The sequence below is a fragment of the Enterobacter sp. CFEC122 genome (genome assembly GCF_052983755.1).
The window spans coordinates 126,625-142,190 of sequence record NZ_JBRIQR010000011.1; the positions used below are offsets into that span (position 1 = coordinate 126,625).

The 15,566-nt window shown below is 56.1% G+C and carries 15 protein-coding genes; 7 read left to right on the forward strand and 8 right to left on the reverse strand.

Annotation, left to right across the window (positions count from 1 at the left end; all coding sequences use genetic code 11):
• Positions 1–44: 44 nt before the first annotated feature.
• Complete coding sequence (gene gdhA, locus ACVCAM_RS10210) at positions 45–1,388, forward strand: NADP-specific glutamate dehydrogenase (RefSeq protein ID WP_023327150.1); 1,344 nt, start codon at positions 45–47, stop codon at positions 1,386–1,388.
• A 116-nt stretch (positions 1,389–1,504) separates the two neighbouring features.
• On the opposite strand, the gene ACVCAM_RS10215 is transcribed toward gdhA, so the two are convergent.
• From ACVCAM_RS10215 to ACVCAM_RS10225, 3 genes are all read right to left on the reverse strand, one after another.
• On the reverse strand, positions 1,505–3,418 hold the full coding sequence (locus ACVCAM_RS10215; RefSeq protein ID WP_008500701.1) for a DNA topoisomerase III: 1,914 nt from the start codon (positions 3,416–3,418) through the stop codon (positions 1,505–1,507).
• A gap of 4 nt (positions 3,419–3,422) precedes the next feature.
• Positions 3,423–4,466 (reverse strand): selenide, water dikinase SelD, encoded by a 1,044-nt coding sequence (selD, locus tag ACVCAM_RS10220; RefSeq protein ID WP_008500702.1) that lies wholly within the window; start codon positions 4,464–4,466, stop codon positions 3,423–3,425.
• A gap of 116 nt (positions 4,467–4,582) precedes the next feature.
• Positions 4,583–5,134, reverse strand: a complete 552-nt coding sequence (locus tag ACVCAM_RS10225; protein WP_008500703.1) for an NAD(P)H nitroreductase — start codon at positions 5,132–5,134, stop codon at positions 4,583–4,585.
• 167 nt (positions 5,135–5,301) lie between these two features.
• Between ACVCAM_RS10225 and sppA the strand changes: the two genes are divergently transcribed.
• The 4 genes from sppA to ACVCAM_RS10245 all read left to right on the forward strand — a co-directional run bounded on the left by sppA (position 5,302) and on the right by ACVCAM_RS10245 (position 10,365).
• On the forward strand, positions 5,302–7,158 hold the full coding sequence (sppA, locus tag ACVCAM_RS10230) for a signal peptide peptidase SppA (protein WP_008500704.1): 1,857 nt from the start codon (positions 5,302–5,304) through the stop codon (positions 7,156–7,158).
• A gap of 63 nt (positions 7,159–7,221) precedes the next feature.
• On the forward strand, positions 7,222–8,238 hold the full coding sequence (gene ansA / locus ACVCAM_RS10235; RefSeq protein WP_008500705.1) for an asparaginase: 1,017 nt from the start codon (positions 7,222–7,224) through the stop codon (positions 8,236–8,238).
• A 9-nt stretch (positions 8,239–8,247) separates the two neighbouring features.
• A complete protein-coding gene (pncA, locus tag ACVCAM_RS10240; RefSeq protein WP_055321321.1) occupies positions 8,248–8,889 on the forward strand; it encodes a bifunctional nicotinamidase/pyrazinamidase in 642 nt (213 codons plus the stop codon).
• A gap of 222 nt (positions 8,890–9,111) precedes the next feature.
• Positions 9,112–10,365 carry a glycoside hydrolase family 18 protein gene (locus tag ACVCAM_RS10245; protein ID WP_407223263.1) on the forward strand — a complete coding sequence of 418 codons (1,254 nt, stop codon included), beginning with the start codon at positions 9,112–9,114 and terminating at the stop codon, positions 10,363–10,365.
• 50 nt (positions 10,366–10,415) lie between these two features.
• Here ACVCAM_RS10245 and ACVCAM_RS10250 read toward each other — a convergent pair whose 3' ends face one another.
• Positions 10,416–10,688: a YeaC family protein gene (locus ACVCAM_RS10250; RefSeq protein WP_023327144.1), complete on the reverse strand. Its 273-nt coding sequence runs from the start codon at positions 10,686–10,688 to the stop codon at positions 10,416–10,418.
• 41 nt (positions 10,689–10,729) lie between these two features.
• Positions 10,730–11,143 (reverse strand): peptide-methionine (R)-S-oxide reductase MsrB, encoded by a 414-nt coding sequence (gene msrB / locus ACVCAM_RS10255; protein WP_025911722.1) that lies wholly within the window; start codon positions 11,141–11,143, stop codon positions 10,730–10,732.
• Positions 11,144–11,484: 341 nt separating this feature from the next.
• On the opposite strand from msrB, the gene gapA reads away from it, so the two are divergent.
• On the forward strand, positions 11,485–12,480 hold the full coding sequence (gene gapA, locus ACVCAM_RS10260; protein ID WP_006809136.1) for a glyceraldehyde-3-phosphate dehydrogenase: 996 nt from the start codon (positions 11,485–11,487) through the stop codon (positions 12,478–12,480).
• A 72-nt stretch (positions 12,481–12,552) separates the two neighbouring features.
• Complete coding sequence (locus ACVCAM_RS10265; protein WP_021241049.1) at positions 12,553–13,437, forward strand: D-hexose-6-phosphate mutarotase; 885 nt, start codon at positions 12,553–12,555, stop codon at positions 13,435–13,437.
• Positions 13,438–13,515: 78 nt separating this feature from the next.
• On the opposite strand, the gene ACVCAM_RS10270 is transcribed toward ACVCAM_RS10265, so the two are convergent.
• From ACVCAM_RS10270 to ACVCAM_RS10280, 3 genes are all read right to left on the reverse strand, one after another.
• Positions 13,516–14,262, reverse strand: coding sequence for a MipA/OmpV family protein (locus ACVCAM_RS10270; RefSeq protein ID WP_021241048.1), 747 nt, complete (start codon positions 14,260–14,262; stop codon positions 13,516–13,518).
• A gap of 498 nt (positions 14,263–14,760) precedes the next feature.
• Complete coding sequence (locus tag ACVCAM_RS10275; RefSeq protein WP_129327987.1) at positions 14,761–14,982, reverse strand: DUF2188 domain-containing protein; 222 nt, start codon at positions 14,980–14,982, stop codon at positions 14,761–14,763.
• Positions 14,983–15,072: 90 nt separating this feature from the next.
• Positions 15,073–15,566: methyltransferase (locus ACVCAM_RS10280; RefSeq protein ID WP_447093586.1), on the reverse strand; the 494-nt coding region annotated here is incomplete at its 5' end.

The window sequence follows — 15,566 nt, forward strand, 5'->3', positions numbered from 1 at the left end:
GCATAAGTCATATACAAACATTATTATAAGAGGTTCTTATATCTATGGATCAGACACGCTCTCTGGAAAGTTTCCTTGCCCATGTTCAGCAGCGCGACCCGCACCAAAGCGAGTTCGCCCAGGCCGTGCGCGAAGTGATGACCACCCTGTGGCCCTTCCTTGAACAAAACCCGCGCTATCGCCAGATGTCTTTGCTTGAACGCCTTGTCGAGCCAGAGCGCGTGATCCAGTTCCGCGTGACGTGGGTGGACGATCGCAATCAGGTGCAGGTTAACCGCGCGTGGCGCGTCCAGTTTAACTCGGCCATCGGCCCGTTTAAGGGCGGCATGCGTTTCCATCCGTCCGTGAACCTGTCGATTCTGAAATTCCTCGGCTTCGAGCAGACCTTTAAAAACGCGCTGACCACGCTGCCCATGGGCGGCGGAAAAGGCGGCAGCGATTTCGACCCGAAAGGCAAAAGCGAAGGTGAAGTGATGCGTTTCTGCCAGGCGCTGATGACCGAACTCTACCGTCACCTCGGCCCGGACACCGACGTGCCTGCCGGTGATATCGGCGTGGGCGGACGTGAAGTGGGCTTTATGGCCGGGATGATGAAAAAGCTTTCCAACAACAGCGCCTGCGTCTTTACCGGCAAAGGGCTGTCGTTTGGCGGGAGCCTGATCCGCCCGGAAGCGACCGGGTACGGCCTGGTTTACTTCACAGAGGCCATGCTCAAGCGTCACGGCTTAGGCTTCGAAGGCATGCGCGTAGCCGTTTCCGGCTCCGGTAACGTGGCGCAGTACGCGATTGAGAAAGCGATGCAGTTTGGCGCTCGCGTGGTGACCGCCTCTGACTCCAGCGGAACGGTGGTGGATGAAGCGGGCTTCACGGCAGAGAAGCTGACGCGCCTGTGTGAAATCAAAGCCAGCCGCGATGGACGCGTAGCGGATTACGCCCGGGAGTTTGGCCTGACCTACCTCGAAGGTAAACAGCCGTGGGGCGTGCCGGTGGATATCGCCCTGCCGTGCGCCACGCAGAACGAGCTGGATGCTGAAGCCGCGCGCACGTTGATTAGCAACGGCGTAAAAGCGGTCGCCGAAGGGGCAAACATGCCGACCACGATCGACGCGACGGACCTGTTCCTGGAGGCAGGCGTGCTGTTTGCACCGGGCAAGGCCGCCAACGCGGGCGGCGTGGCAACCTCCGGCCTCGAGATGGCGCAAAACGCCGCGCGTCTCTGCTGGAAGGCAGAGAAAGTGGATGCGCGCCTGCACCATATCATGCTGGATATTCACCACGCCTGCGTGGAGTACGGCGGTGAAGCATCGCAAACCAATTACGTGCGCGGGGCGAATATCGCCGGGTTCGTGAAGGTGGCGGATGCGATGATTGGGCAGGGTGTGATTTAAGTTTTCGCGGCGTTCTCGCCCTGTAGGCCCGGTAAGGCGTAGCCGCCACCGGGCTTTTTTCAGGCCGCAGAGCTGTCTATCGCCGGGTGGCGGCTTCGCCTGACCCGGCCTACGGGTTAAGAGGCGGCCGCGCTCTTTTTCTTTTTAAACGGTTTCTTCGCGCCACCACCGGGTGCAACCATCCCTCTGAACGTTTTCACGGGCGTGCTGCGCGCCTGATCGATCAGCTGGTAAAGCGTCCCCACCAGCGGCTGCATAAAGTCCTGATAGCGGCACTGCTTCTCGCTGATCTGCGTCAGCACCGACTCCCAGTGCGCGGTCATGTCCGGCCTGGCGGCCAGCTCAGGCAGGGAATGAATCAGCGCGCGGCCCGGCTCGGTCGAATGGATATAGCGCCCTTTTTTCTCAAGAAAACCGCGCTTAAAGAGCAGCTCGATGATCCCCGCGCGGGTTGCCTCCGTGCCCAGACCGTCGGTGGCGCGCAGGATTTTCTTCAGATCTTTATCCTGCACGAACCGGGCGATCCCGGTCATAGCCGACAGCAGCGTCGCATCGGTAAAATGGCGCGGCGGCTGGGTCTGGCGTTCCACCACTTCCCCTTTCTCGCACAGCAGTTCGTCGTCTTTAGCCACCACGGGCAGCGGCGTACCGTCGTTCTCTTCGTCACGCTCTTTGTTGCCGAGCAGCGTGCGCCAGCCTGCTTCCGCGAGGAAACGGGCTTTGGCGATAAACTTCCCTTTTGCGATTTCCAGCTCGATCACGCATTTGCGGAACACCGCGTCCGGGCAGAACTGCATCAGGTACTGACGAGCGATCAGGTTGTAGACCTTCGCTTCGTTATCCGTCAGGTTGACGCTGCTGGCGCGCGCCGTCGGGATAATCGCGTGGTGGGCGTCCACCTTTTTGTCGTCCCAGCAGCGGTTATGGGTATCTGGGTTCACCACCGGCTGCGGCAGCAGATCCGGCGCGTGCACGCTAATGGCGTTCATCACCGAATGACGACCGGCAAAATGCTCTTCCGGCAGGTAGCGGCTATCCGAACGCGGATAGGTGATCAGCTTATGGGTTTCATAGAGCTTCTGGCAGATATCCAGCACGTTCTGCGCGCTGAGGCCAAAGCGCTTTGCGGCCTCGATCTGCAGGGCCGACAGCGAGAACGGCAGCGGCGCGGGTTCTGATTCCCGTTTATCGTTATAGCTGGTGACGATAGCGGGCTGTCCGGTAATGCGGTTAACCACATGATCCGCCAGCGGACGGTGCAGCAAACGTCCCTCTTCATCCTGATATGACTCGCAGGCATCGCTCGGCTGCCAGACGGCGGTAAAGCGTTCGTCTTTAGGCGTGACGATATGCGCTTTCACTTCAAAGAAATCTTTGGCGACGAAGTTCTCAATCTCTTCATCACGACGCACGACCAGCCCCAGCACCGGCGTCTGCACGCGCCCCACCGAGAGCACGCCCTGATAGCCCGCGTTGCGCCCGAGGATGGTGTAGGCGCGGGTCATGTTGATGCCGTACAGCCAGTCGGCGCGCGCGCGGGCCAGCGCCGAGACGCACAGCGGAATAAATTCGCTGTTGGCGCGCAGGCGCGAGATCGCACGCTCCACCGCCTGCGGGTTGAGGTCGTTGATCAGACAGCGCTGCACCTGCTGGCGCTTTTCCGGCGCCAGCTCCAGATAGTCCAGCACCTCATCCACCAGCAGCTGTCCTTCCCTGTCCGGGTCACCCGCGTGCACGATTTCATCGGCTTCATGCAGGAAGCGCTTGATCACGTTGAGCTGTTTGGTCACCGAAGGTCGGGGCTGCAGGCGCCATTTTTCCGGCACGATGGGCAGATCGTTTAAATTCCAGCGGGCGTAGCGGCTGTCATAGACATCCGGCTGCGCCTGCTCAAGCAGGTGACCGATACACCAGGTGACCACCTGCCCGTTACCGCATTCGATAAAGCCGTCGCCTTTGCGATGCGGCTTAGGCAGCACATCGGCAATGGCACGGGCCAGGCTCGGCTTTTCGGCAATAAACAACCGCATCGAATTAACGGATCTCAATCATCGGTCGGCCACCGCGCGCGGTCACCAGCTCGCCGATCGCCGTCAGGGTAATGCCGAACTCGGCGGCCGTTGCCTGAACCTCGGCTTCGGATTCCGGCGTGACCGCCAGCAGCAGGCCGCCGGAGGTTTGCGGATCGCACAGCAGGTTGCGCCATTCTTCTGGCATTTCGCCCATCAGGTGACCATAGCTGGCGAAGTTGCGCTGGGTACCGCCCGGGACCGCGCCCTGAGCAATATACTCTTCCACGCCCGGTAGCTTCGGCACGTCCTGATACCAGACCTGCGCCTGCACGCCCGCGCCCTGACACACTTCGGAGAGGTGCCCCAGCAGACCAAAACCGGTCACGTCGGTCATCGCCTTCACGCCGTCGATATTGGCGAACGCCGCACCCGCGAGGTTCATCTGGCACATGACTTCGGTTGCCAGCCCTTTGTGCTCCGGTTTGAGCAGGGATTTTTTCTCGGCGGTGGTCAGCACGCCAATGCCCAACGGCTTGGTGAGGAACAGCTTGCAGCCCGCCTGCGCGGTACTGTTGCGCTTCACGCGCTCGGTCGGGACCACGCCGGTCACGGCCAGGCCGAAGATAGGCTCCGGCGCATCGATAGAGTGACCACCGGCCAGCGCAATCCCCGCCTGCTGGCAGGCGAAACGGCCGCCATCAATCACTTCACGGGCTACTTCCGGCGGGATGGTGTTGATCGGCCAGCCCAGAATAGCGATCGCCATAATCGGTTTGCCGCCCATGGCGAAGATATCGCTGATGGCGTTAGTGGCCGCAATACGCCCGAAATCGAACGGGTTGTCGACAATCGGCATAAAGAAGTCGGTGGTGCTGATAATGCTGGTGCCGTTACCCAGGTCATAAACCGCTGCATCGTCACGCGTTTCGTTGCCGACAAGCAGGTTCGGGTCGACAAACTTCGCCTGTTCGCTGTGCAGGATGGTCTCCAGCACTTTAGGGGAAATTTTACAACCGCAACCGGCTCCGTGGCTGTACTGCGTTAAACGAATGGTTTGCTCGCTCATGGACGTCTCCTGTCATCTCAATCGCGCTATGGTAGCGCTCATTCCATAAAGAGGTAAGTATGACTGTCTGAATTCTGCGGCAGATGCTCAGAATCCAGACAGTTTAGCGCGCGCTATCAGAAACGGCTGACGAAAGGCGTGGTGTCCGGCACGCTGATGGTGCTGGAGGCTTTAAGCTGCGGAGTACCGAGATAGAGGAAACCGACAATTTTGTCATGCTCACCGCAGGCAAAACCGTCCCGGACCGCCGGGCTTTCGGTCAGCGCACCGGTGCGCCAGATACCGTTAAAGCCTTGCGCGACGGCGGCCATCTGCATCGCCATCACCGCACAGCCCGCAGACATTTCCTGTTCCCAGACCGGGACTTTATGATCCGCCTGGCATTTTGCCACGACAGCGATGATCATCGGGGCGCGGAACGGGGCATTGCGCGCCTTATCGATTCCTTTCTCATCCTGCCCTGCGGCCACCGCTCCCTGCTCCAGCAGTTTACTGAAACGATCGCGGCCTTCGCCTTCAATCACAAAGAAGTGCCACGGCTGCAGCGTGCCATGATCGGGGGCACGCATGCCGGCACGCAGAATGTTCTCCAGCTGCTCGCCTGCCGGGGCAGGTTCGGCCAGACGGGAAGCGCTACGGCGGTTAACAAGCAGTTCGAGTGCGTCCATTGGTTAACTCCTTTCTTGAAATTTACTCACAAAATTAACACGACGGCAGATTTTGTTACAGCCTGGCAGGCGATTCCTGCTGACAAGTGGCGGTTGGGTCATTACGATAACCCAACATTACCGTCCAGTGGCGACGGAAACAGTCATTTTCTGGTTAGGGAGAATACATGCGAACCCTTTGGCGAATTATTGCCGGTTTCTTTAAATGGACGTGGCGACTGCTCAACTTCGTCCGCAACCTGGTGATGAATATCTTCTTCATCCTGCTGGTTCTGGTTTGCGCGGGCATCTGGATGCACATCAGCAACGCAAATCAGGCGCAGCATTCGACTCGCGGGGCCCTGTTACTCGATATCACCGGCGTCATCGTTGATAAACCGTCAGCCAGCAACCGTCTGGGTGTGATCAGCCGTCAGCTGTTTGGCGCCACGTCTGACCGCCTGCAGGAAAACTCCCTGTTCGATATCGTCGATGCCATCCGGCAGGCGAAAGATGACCGCAACATCACCGGCATCGTGCTGGATCTGAAAGATTTTGCCGGCGGCGACCAGCCGTCTATGCAGTACATCGGTAAAGCGCTGCGCGAATTCCGCGACAGCGGCAAGCCGGTGATTGCCGTGGGCGACAGCTACAGCCAGGGACAATATTATCTGGCGAGCTTCGCCAATAAAATCTGGCTCTCCCCGCAGGGTACGGTCGATCTGCACGGCTTTGCCACCAACGGCCTGTACTACAAATCGCTGCTCGACAAGCTGAAGGTTACCACCCACGTCTTCCGCGTCGGCACGTACAAATCCGCCGTGGAGCCGTTTATCCGCGACGATATGTCACCTGCCGCCCGCGAAGCGGACAGCCGCTGGATTGGCGAGCTGTGGCAGAACTATCTCGGCACCGTTGCCGCGAACCGTCAGATTACGCCTGAGCAGGTGTTCCCTGGCGCGCAGGGCGTGCTGGAAGGCCTGCGTAAGGTTGACGGCGATACCGCGAAATACGCGCTCGATAACAAACTGGTTGATGCCCTGGGCACCAGCGCCGAGATTGAAAAATCCCTGAGCAAACAGTTTGGCTGGAGCAAAGAGGACAAAAATTACAGCGCCATCAGCATGTATGATTACTCGACGAAGAAACCGGATGAGAACGGGGACAGCGTCGCGGTGGTCTTTGCCAACGGTGCGATCATGGACGGTCAGGAGACCCCGGGGAACGTGGGCGGCGACACCACCGCGTCACAAATCCGCGATGCGCGCCTCGATCCGAAAGTGAAGGCGATTGTCCTGCGGGTCAACAGCCCTGGCGGTAGCGTCAGCGCCTCCGAAGTGATCCGCGCTGAACTGGCCGCGGCCCGCGCCGCCGGTAAGCCGGTCGTCGTCTCAATGGGCGGAATGGCCGCCTCCGGGGGTTACTGGATCTCCACGCCAGCCAACTACATCGTGGCGAACCCAAGTACGCTCACCGGCTCGATTGGCATCTTCGGGGTGATCAACACCGTAGAAAACAGCCTGGATTCTCTGGGCGTGCATACTGACGGCGTAGCGACTTCTCCGCTCGCGGATGTCGCGGTGACCAAATCCCTGCCGCCGGAAGTCTCTGAGATGATGCAGCTAAGCATTGAGAACGGCTATAAACGCTTTATCACCCTGGTCGCCGACTCGCGCAAAAAGACGCCTGAGCAGATCGACCAGATTGCGCAGGGCCACGTCTGGACCGGTCAGGATGCGAAGAGCAACGGACTGGTGGACAGCCTGGGCGACTTCGATGACGCGGTGAAGAAAGCCGCCGAACTGGCGAAGCTGAAGCAGTGGCATATCGAGTATTACCAGGACGAACCGTCGTTCTTCGATATGGTCATGGACAGCATGTCCGGCTCGGTACGCGCCATGCTGCCGGAGGCGCTGCAGGCTTACCTGCCTGCGCCGGTCGCCACGGCGGCAAAAGCGATGAAGGCAGAAAGCGATAAGCTTGCGGCCTTTAACGATCCACAGAGTCGTTACGCGTTTTGCCTGACCTGCGCGAACGTCCGTTAAAAACCGTCCCCTCTTCCTACGAAGAGGGGATTTTTTTCTTTTGAAGAACAAGAACTCACTACCATGCAGAAGAAATCGATTTATGTAGCCTACACTGGCGGTACCATCGGTATGCAGCGCTCTGAAAACGGCTATATCCCCGTCTCCGGCCACCTGCAGCGTCAGCTTGCGCTGATGCCCGAATTCCACCGACCGGAAATGCCTGACTTCACCATCCACGAATACGAGCCGCTGATGGACTCCTCCGACATGACGCCGGAAGACTGGCAGCACATCGCGGATGATATTAAAGCCCATTACGACCAGTACGACGGCTTCGTGATCCTGCACGGTACCGACACCATGGCGTTTACCGCCTCGGCGCTCTCCTTCATGCTGGAGAACCTGAGCAAGCCGGTTATCGTCACCGGGTCGCAAATTCCGCTGGCGGAACTGCGCTCCGACGGGCAGATCAACCTGCTGAACTCCCTGTACGTGGCGGCGAATTACCCGATTAACGAAGTGTCGTTGTTCTTTAACAATCGTCTTTATCGCGGTAACCGCACCACCAAAGCCCACGCCGACGGCTTTGACGCCTTTGCCTCACCCAACCTGCAGCCGCTGCTGGAGGCCGGGATTCATATCCGCCGTCTGGGAACCCCTCCTGCGCCGAACACCGCGGGCGAGCTGATTGTGCATCCGATTACTCCGCAACCGATTGGCGTGGTGACCATTTATCCGGGTATCTCTGCGGACGTGGTGCGTAACTTCCTGCGCCAGCCGGTGAAAGCGCTTATCCTGCGCTCCTATGGCGTGGGCAATGCGCCGCAAAACGGCGAGTTTCTGAAAGAGCTTCAGGAAGCCAGCGAACGCGGAATTGTGGTGGTGAACCTGACCCAGTGTATGTCCGGTAAAGTGAATATGGGCGGCTATGCCACCGGCAACGCGCTGGCGCATGCGGGGGTGATCAGCGGTTTCGATATGACCGTTGAGGCAACGCTGACTAAACTTCACTATTTACTGAGTCAGGATCTGGACATTCAGTCCATTCGCAGCGCGATGATGCAAAACCTGCGCGGCGAACTGACGCCTGACGAATAAGGAGGTCTCATGAAGCAACGCGCCCTGCTCCTGGTCGATTTGCAAAATGATTTCTGCGCGGGCGGTGCGCTGGCCGTCGCCGAAGGTGACAGCACCGTTGACGTGGCCAACACGCTGATTGACTGGTGCAAAGCCCGTGGTGAAGCAGTTGTCGCAAGCCAGGACTGGCACCCGGCAAATCACGGCAGCTTTGCCAGCCAGCACAATGTCGAGCCCTTCACCCAGGGTGAACTCGACGGGCTAGCGCAAACTTTCTGGCCGGATCACTGCGTACAGCAAACGGAAGGCGCGGAGTTACATCCGCTCCTGAACCAGAAAGCCATCGACGCGGTGTTCCATAAAGGTGAAAACCCGGCTATCGACAGCTATAGCGCGTTTTTTGATAACGGGCATCGCCAGAAAACGGCGCTGGACGCCTGGTTACGTCACCATGAAATCACCGAGCTGATTGTGCTGGGGCTGGCAACGGACTACTGCGTGAAGTTCACCGTGCTGGATGCGCTTCAGCTTGGCTACACCGTCAGCGTCATCACCGACGGCTGCCGCGGGGTGAACATTCAACCGCAGGATAGCGCTCAGGCGTTTATGGATATGGCTGCGGAAGGCGCGACGCTGTATACGCTCGAAGACTGGCTGGAAACGCAGGCGTAGTCTTTTAAGCAGGGTGGCGGCTGCGCCCTTACTCTGCCTACTTCTTTGGTCTGGTAGGCCGGGTAAGCGTCAGCGCCACCCGGCAAAACTCCCCCTCCGATCCCCATAAAGTGAACTCCCTCGCAACCTCAGCGAAGCGGCAATGCTATTCTCTTCAGGCTGTTTTTTCGCCACGCCTTTTCCGTGGCGTGGTTATTTTTATTAAGTCAAAGAGGAACTTGTATGAAACGTTTGCCCTTGCTGGCAGCACTACCCTTGCTTTGCGCATCAGTTGCCTCCGCCAGTTCCCTGATGTCCGTAGGCTACTTTAACGGGGGTGGCGACGTCACCGCCGGACCGGGTGGCGATATCAATAAGCTGGACGTTCGCCAGATCACCCACCTGAACTACTCGTTTGGTCTGGTCTATAACGACGAAAAAGGCGAAACCAACGCCGCGCTGAAAGATCCGGCGAAGCTGCATCAAATCTGGCTATCGCCAAAAGTGGCGTCCGATCTGGCCTTAATCCCCACGCTGCGTAAGCAAAACCCAAATCTTAAGGTCCTGCTCTCCGTCGGCGGCTGGGGCGCGCGTGGTTTCTCTGGCGCAGCGGCAACCCAAGAGAGCCGCGCGGTGTTCATCCGCTCCGCGCAGGAGATTGTTGAAAAATATGGTCTGGACGGGATCGACCTCGACTGGGAGTATCCGGTCAACGGCGCCTGGGGCCTGGTGGCAAGCCAGCCCACCGACAGGGAAAACTTTACCGCCCTGCTGAAGGAGATGCGCGACGCGTTCGGGCATAAAAAGCTGGTGACCATTGCGGTAGGCGCGAATGCGGAAAGTCCGAAAAGCTGGGTGGATGTGAAAGCCATTGCGCCCCTGCTCGATTACATCAACCTGATGACCTACGACATGGCGTACGGCACGCAGTATTTCAATGCCAACCTGTACGACTCCAGCGCCTGGCCGACGGTGGCCGCCGCGGACAAATACAGCGTCGATTTTGTGGTGAACAACTATCTGGCCGCCGGGCTGAAGCCACAGCAGATGAATCTCGGGATTGGTTTCTATGGCCGCGTACCGAAACGCGCCGTGGAGCCGGGCATTGACTGGACGAAACCCGATGCGCAAAAAAATCCGGCCACTCAGCCCTACTTCGGGCCGCAGGAGATCGGGTTGTTCAAGTCGCTCGGCTATGACCTGACCAAAGATACCTACGTGAAGTACAACGATATCGTCAAAAAGCTGCTGAACGATCCGCAGAAACGCTTTACCGAGCACTGGGACGACCAGGCGAAAGTGCCGTGGCTTTCGGTGAAGGGTGCCGATGGCAACGCGCTGTTTGCGATTTCGTATGAGAACCCGCGATCCGTGGCGATCAAAGCGGACTACATCAAAGAGAAAGGTCTCGCCGGGGCGATGTTCTGGGAGTACGGCGCGGATGATGAAAACCAATTAGCGAAGCAGCTGGCGGCGTCGCTCGGGATCCCGCACTAAAGTGTAGCGTGCCGGGTGGCGCTAGCGCTTACCCGGCCTACATGAGAGCATTATTTGAAAGTCGCAATCGGCTTCGGGGTGATACCGAAGTCCTCTTTCAGCTCACGCTTGCTCTTCATCACCATCTGACCACGGGTGTCGATCGTCATGTGCTGCGCGTCGGTGTTGTTGCGCGCCTGCCACAGCATCACCAGCTGCAGGCTGTTCTCTTTCTGCTCCGGGGTCAGCGCGACGCCATCGGGCCATTTTCCCAGCTCTACGGCGGTGACCAGACGCTGATAAATCTCCGGCGTCATCCCGCTAATCATGTCTTCAATATTCACAATCCCGCCCTTTTAAAGGAATAATTTGCTGAATCGTTTTTTCAACCCTTGATCTGGTCGCCGTTTTCGTCGTCAGTGAAGCTCATTGAGGCGGAATTCACGCAGAAACGCTCGCCCGTTGGCTGAGGGCCATCCGGGAAGACGTGTCCAAGGTGCGCATCACAGTTGCCACAGCGAATTTCCGTGCGCACCATGCCGTGCGACGCGTCGGTCAGATAGCGGATAGCCTCATCGCTCACCGGCTCGTAAAAGCTCGGCCAGCCGCAGCCCGAATCAAATTTCGTTTGGGAATTAAACAGCGGGGCATCACAGACCAGGCAGTGGTAGACGCCGTCTCGCTTGTTGTGCAGTAAACGCCCGGTGAACGGCGGTTCCGTCCCGTGGTTTTGCGTCACGTAAAACTGCATTTCTGTGAGGTTTTTTTTCAAATCGTCGGGGTTACGTTGGTTCGACATATGCTTACATCTCGCTGTAGAAACAGACATCTTTTACCCCGCATTCTAACAAAACATTAACACCCTTGCGTGCACTTTTGATCTAAACTTATGTGTCGCGAAAAGGCGGTCAGGCAATTGTGATCATATTCACATTTTTATCCTGCGAGGACTTTAAAATTCCGGGCGCAGCCCCCATGTGGTTGCAAGCTCAAAGGGAAAGTGAGGCGAGTCAGTCGCACAAACGTTAGTCACAGGATTGATTTGTCGCAATGATTGACACGATTCCGCTTGACGCTGCGTAAGGTTTTTGTAATTTTACAGGCAACCTTTTATTCACTAACAAATAGCTGGTGGAATATATGACTATCAAAGTAGGTATCAACGGTTTTGGCCGTATCGGCCGTATTGTTTTCCGTGCTGCTCAGAAACGTTCTGACATCGAAATCGTTGGTATCAACGATCTCCTGGACGCTGAATACATGGCGTACATGCTGAAGTACGACTCAACTCACGGTCGTTTCGACGGCACCGTTGAAGTGAAAGACGGCCACCTGGTTGTAAATGGCAAAACCATCCGCGTTACTGCTGAGAAAGACCCAGCTAACCTGAAATGGAACGAAATTGGTGTTGACGTTGTTGCTGAAGCAACCGGTATCTTCCTGACCGACGAAACTGCACGTAAACACATCACTGCGGGTGCGAAGAAAGTTGTTCTGACGGGTCCTTCCAAAGACAACACCCCAATGTTCGTTCGTGGTGCAAACTTCGAAACTTACGCTGGCCAGGACATCGTTTCCAACGCATCCTGCACCACCAACTGCCTGGCACCGCTGGCTAAAGTTATCAACGACAACTTCGGCATCATCGAAGGTCTGATGACCACCGTTCACGCAACCACCGCTACTCAGAAAACCGTTGATGGCCCGTCTCACAAAGACTGGCGCGGCGGCCGTGGCGCGGCTCAGAACATCATCCCATCCTCTACCGGTGCGGCTAAAGCTGTAGGTAAAGTACTGCCAGAACTGAATGGCAAACTGACTGGTATGGCGTTCCGCGTTCCAACTCCTAACGTATCCGTTGTTGACCTGACCGTTCGTCTGGAAAAAGCTGCTTCTTATGAAGAAATTAAGAAAGCAATCAAAGCTGCTTCCGAAGGCCCAATGAAAGGCGTTCTGGGTTACACCGAAGACGACGTTGTTTCTACCGATTTCAACGGCGAAGTGTGCACTTCCGTGTTCGATGCTAAAGCAGGTATCGCACTGAACGACAACTTCGTTAAACTGGTATCCTGGTACGACAACGAAACCGGCTACTCTAACAAAGTACTGGACCTGATCGCTCACATCTCCAAATAAGTTGAGATGAGTGTTTGATCCAAAAAGGCGACTTCGGTCGCCTTTTTTATTTATAAGACAGAGGATTGCTTAATGATTAATAAAATTTTTGCACTTCCGGTAGTCGAACAACTTACCCCTGTGCTCTCCCGCCGCCAGATTGACGGTGCCGACGTTATCGTCGTTGACCATCCACGCGTTAAGGCCTCCGTGGCGCTGAACGGCGCCCACCTGCTCTCCTGGAAGCCGGAAGGTGAAGTTGAGGGATTGTGGCTCAGTGATGCGACCTCCTTCAAAAAAGGGGCTGCAATCCGTGGTGGCGTACCGATCTGCTGGCCGTGGTTCGGCCCGTCCGCACAGCCGGGTTTGCCTTCTCACGGTTTTGCCCGTAACCAGCAGTGGACCCTGAAAGCGCATAACGAAGACGACAGCGGCGCCGTGCTGACCTTTGAGCTGCAGGCAAATGACGAAACGCGCGCCCTGTGGCCGCACGATTTCACCCTGTACGCCCGCTTTAAGCTGGGTAAAACCTGTGAAATCGAACTGGAAGCCCACGGCGAGTTCGAAACCACCTCCGCCCTGCACACCTATTTCAACGTGGGTGACATCAGCGCTGTGAAGGTGAGTGGCCTTGGCGATACCTTTATCGATAAAGTCGACAACGCGAAAGAAGGCAAACTCAGCGACGGCGTTCAGGCGTTTCCTGACCGTACCGACCGCGTCTATCTGCATCCGGAAGCATGCAGCATGATCCACGACGGTGCCCTGAACCGCGGCATTGAGGTAGTACATCACCATCACAGCAACGTGGTGGGCTGGAACCCGGGTCCTGCACTGTCTGTCAGCATGGCCGACGTGCCTGACGACGGTTATAAAACCTTTGTCTGCGTGGAAACGGCCTGCGTGACTACCCCGCAAAAAGCGAGTGAAGAAAAGCCATCTCGTTTAGGTCAGACGATCCGCATTATTAAGCGATAATCTCGCTGCACCACACTAAAGCAAACGGGGCGCAAGCGCCCCGTTTTGATGCACCAATTGCACAATATAAGTGCGCAATCAGAACTTGTAGGTCACACCGACAGAGAAGATGCCTGCCCAGGACTTATCGACCATCGGGCTGTCTTTCACTTCATCGCTCAGACGCTCATAACGGCCAGTACCGTACACGCTCCAGTCGCCAAGGAAGTTATAGCTCGCGGTCAGCTCCAGGTACGGATCCCAGCCGTCATCTGCGCTGTAGCTCTTCAGACCGCTACGACGGGACTCGTTTTTAGAGACGCCATAATAGTAGTCATTGTAGTTCTCGCTGTTGTACTGCACACCGATACCCGGCGTCAGGGTCAGACCACCGTTGGTGTAACGGTACAGCCACGCCAGATCCCAGATAAAGCCGTTGCTGTTATCCAGCGTATCGCCTGCCAGGGCCGTACGCAGGAAGCCATACTGGGTGTTATGCACATAAGAGAGGCCGGCCATCATCGAGCTTTTACGCTTGTCGAGCTGGCGAAGCGCGTGGCTGTCGCTGTCACCCGGCTTGAAGTGCGTAGGATCGTAGTACGCCATGATGGAGAGCTTATCGGCCGTATCGTTCCACAGATAGTAGCCGCCGCCGAGCCCACGGAACCAGACGTTATCGCCTTCATAGGTGATAACCGGCACAGGATAAACATCACGGTCATACTGTTTGTACGGGCTGTTAATGACGCCAACACCCGCGCCAACCGTCCACTGACTTTCCGCCTGTGCGGTGCTTACTGCGGTCGCGGCAAGGATGCCTAATGCCAGAAGTTTGAGTTTGGTCACAATCCATTCTTTCCTGTAGTCAAATAATCAGCGGGTGAAGTGTAACCGCCATTCCCGTACATCCCAAAATTTTTTGCCTGCTAATCAGTCTGATTAACCCATTATTTTTAACTTATCAGATGACAACCGGCTTTCATTTACATGACCGCTGAATGAAAAATGTGCTTTTGCCTTATTACCAGAGTGGAAATTTTTGGATGAGTTATTGATATGTCATTGAAAGTAGATTTTATGGGCATGCAAGTTTTGCAAATGCCATCTACGCTTTAATTTAAGAAGAGTTTTCCTGAACACCCTGCGGTTCTTAGCGTCTGACCTGGCACACAGGTTGCTGCTCTGGCAGTGAGGTGCGAGAGATTCTCTTCCGGGAGCCTCCACTACTCATACGAACGGCTCTTATCCTGTGCTAAAAAACGAAAGGACGCATACGATCATCAATAGGAACATTTGTAAATCTCAAAAAAAAGAGGCTTTTGGCCTCTTTTGTCATAATGAGCTTTAACCTTTCGGTGGGTATGGATCCTTCCCATGTGAGTCGCTATCTCGAATCTGTCCGTTAGGGCGATGTATGACTAATTCGCTCCCCTGATTACGAGAAATGACTCGCCCAGCATCTATAGCTTCTTGCTGAGTACGGTGAGTTGAAGTTACTTTTCCGTTGCCTGCACCTCTGACAGCCCATTGTCCGTTGTGAGGCACTACATGTTGGTTTTTACCCATAATGTCACTCGCTACATGAAGTACACCATATGGTGTCAACTATAAGTATAGACACAATATGTTGCGTTAGGCTTGCTCAAAATCATATTTTTAGTACTCAACCGTCACCACCTCGCAAATCACATTCGTGCCATTCCATTCATCTTTGTAGATACTGGTGTCAATACCGCAACCAGGCTGGAACGTGTACCCCGTCTCTTTCACGAACTTCTGGTACTTAGCTGTTTGTACTGAAGCGTCATAGTACCTATGTCCAGAGTACTTAAACCCTGCTGAACTCTGAGGTACTATCCATACCCCATATGAGGATAAGGTACTTGCATGTTCAATCACCTTGTATTCAAACTCACTGCCCTTATAACGGCCTGTAAACGCTTCTGAAGTGTTGATCTTACCGAAAGGTGGATTGCCATAAGCAACATCATAGAAACGGTCTGGTGAGTACTGGAGAGCGTCACCAATGATCCATTCTGCCTCTGGTAGTACCCTCTTCCCGATCATTACGTACTCTGGATTGAGTTCAACACAGGTAATGTGTGTTGGGTTGTTTCTTAAGTACTGGTAATAGCTGAGGCGACCGATAC

Excerpts from the sequence above, each read along its gene's own strand:
- gdhA (WP_023327150.1), top strand. The coding sequence starts at position 45 with ATGGATCAGACACGCTCTCTGGAAAGTTTCCTTGCCCATGTTCAGCAG.
- ACVCAM_RS10215 (WP_008500701.1), bottom strand. The coding sequence starts at position 3,418 with ATGCGGTTGTTTATTGCCGAAAAGCCGAGCCTGGCCCGTGCCATTGCC.
- selD (WP_008500702.1), bottom strand. The coding sequence starts at position 4,466 with ATGAGCGAGCAAACCATTCGTTTAACGCAGTACAGCCACGGAGCCGGT.
- ACVCAM_RS10225 (WP_008500703.1), bottom strand. The coding sequence starts at position 5,134 with ATGGACGCACTCGAACTGCTTGTTAACCGCCGTAGCGCTTCCCGTCTG.
- sppA (WP_008500704.1), top strand. The coding sequence starts at position 5,302 with ATGCGAACCCTTTGGCGAATTATTGCCGGTTTCTTTAAATGGACGTGG.
- ansA (WP_008500705.1), top strand. The coding sequence starts at position 7,222 with ATGCAGAAGAAATCGATTTATGTAGCCTACACTGGCGGTACCATCGGT.
- pncA (WP_055321321.1), top strand. The coding sequence starts at position 8,248 with ATGAAGCAACGCGCCCTGCTCCTGGTCGATTTGCAAAATGATTTCTGC.
- ACVCAM_RS10245 (WP_407223263.1), top strand. The coding sequence starts at position 9,112 with ATGAAACGTTTGCCCTTGCTGGCAGCACTACCCTTGCTTTGCGCATCA.
- msrB (WP_025911722.1), bottom strand. The coding sequence starts at position 11,143 with ATGTCGAACCAACGTAACCCCGACGATTTGAAAAAAAACCTCACAGAA.
- gapA (WP_006809136.1), top strand. The coding sequence starts at position 11,485 with ATGACTATCAAAGTAGGTATCAACGGTTTTGGCCGTATCGGCCGTATT.
- ACVCAM_RS10265 (WP_021241049.1), top strand. The coding sequence starts at position 12,553 with ATGATTAATAAAATTTTTGCACTTCCGGTAGTCGAACAACTTACCCCT.
- ACVCAM_RS10275 (WP_129327987.1), bottom strand. The coding sequence starts at position 14,982 with ATGGGTAAAAACCAACATGTAGTGCCTCACAACGGACAATGGGCTGTC.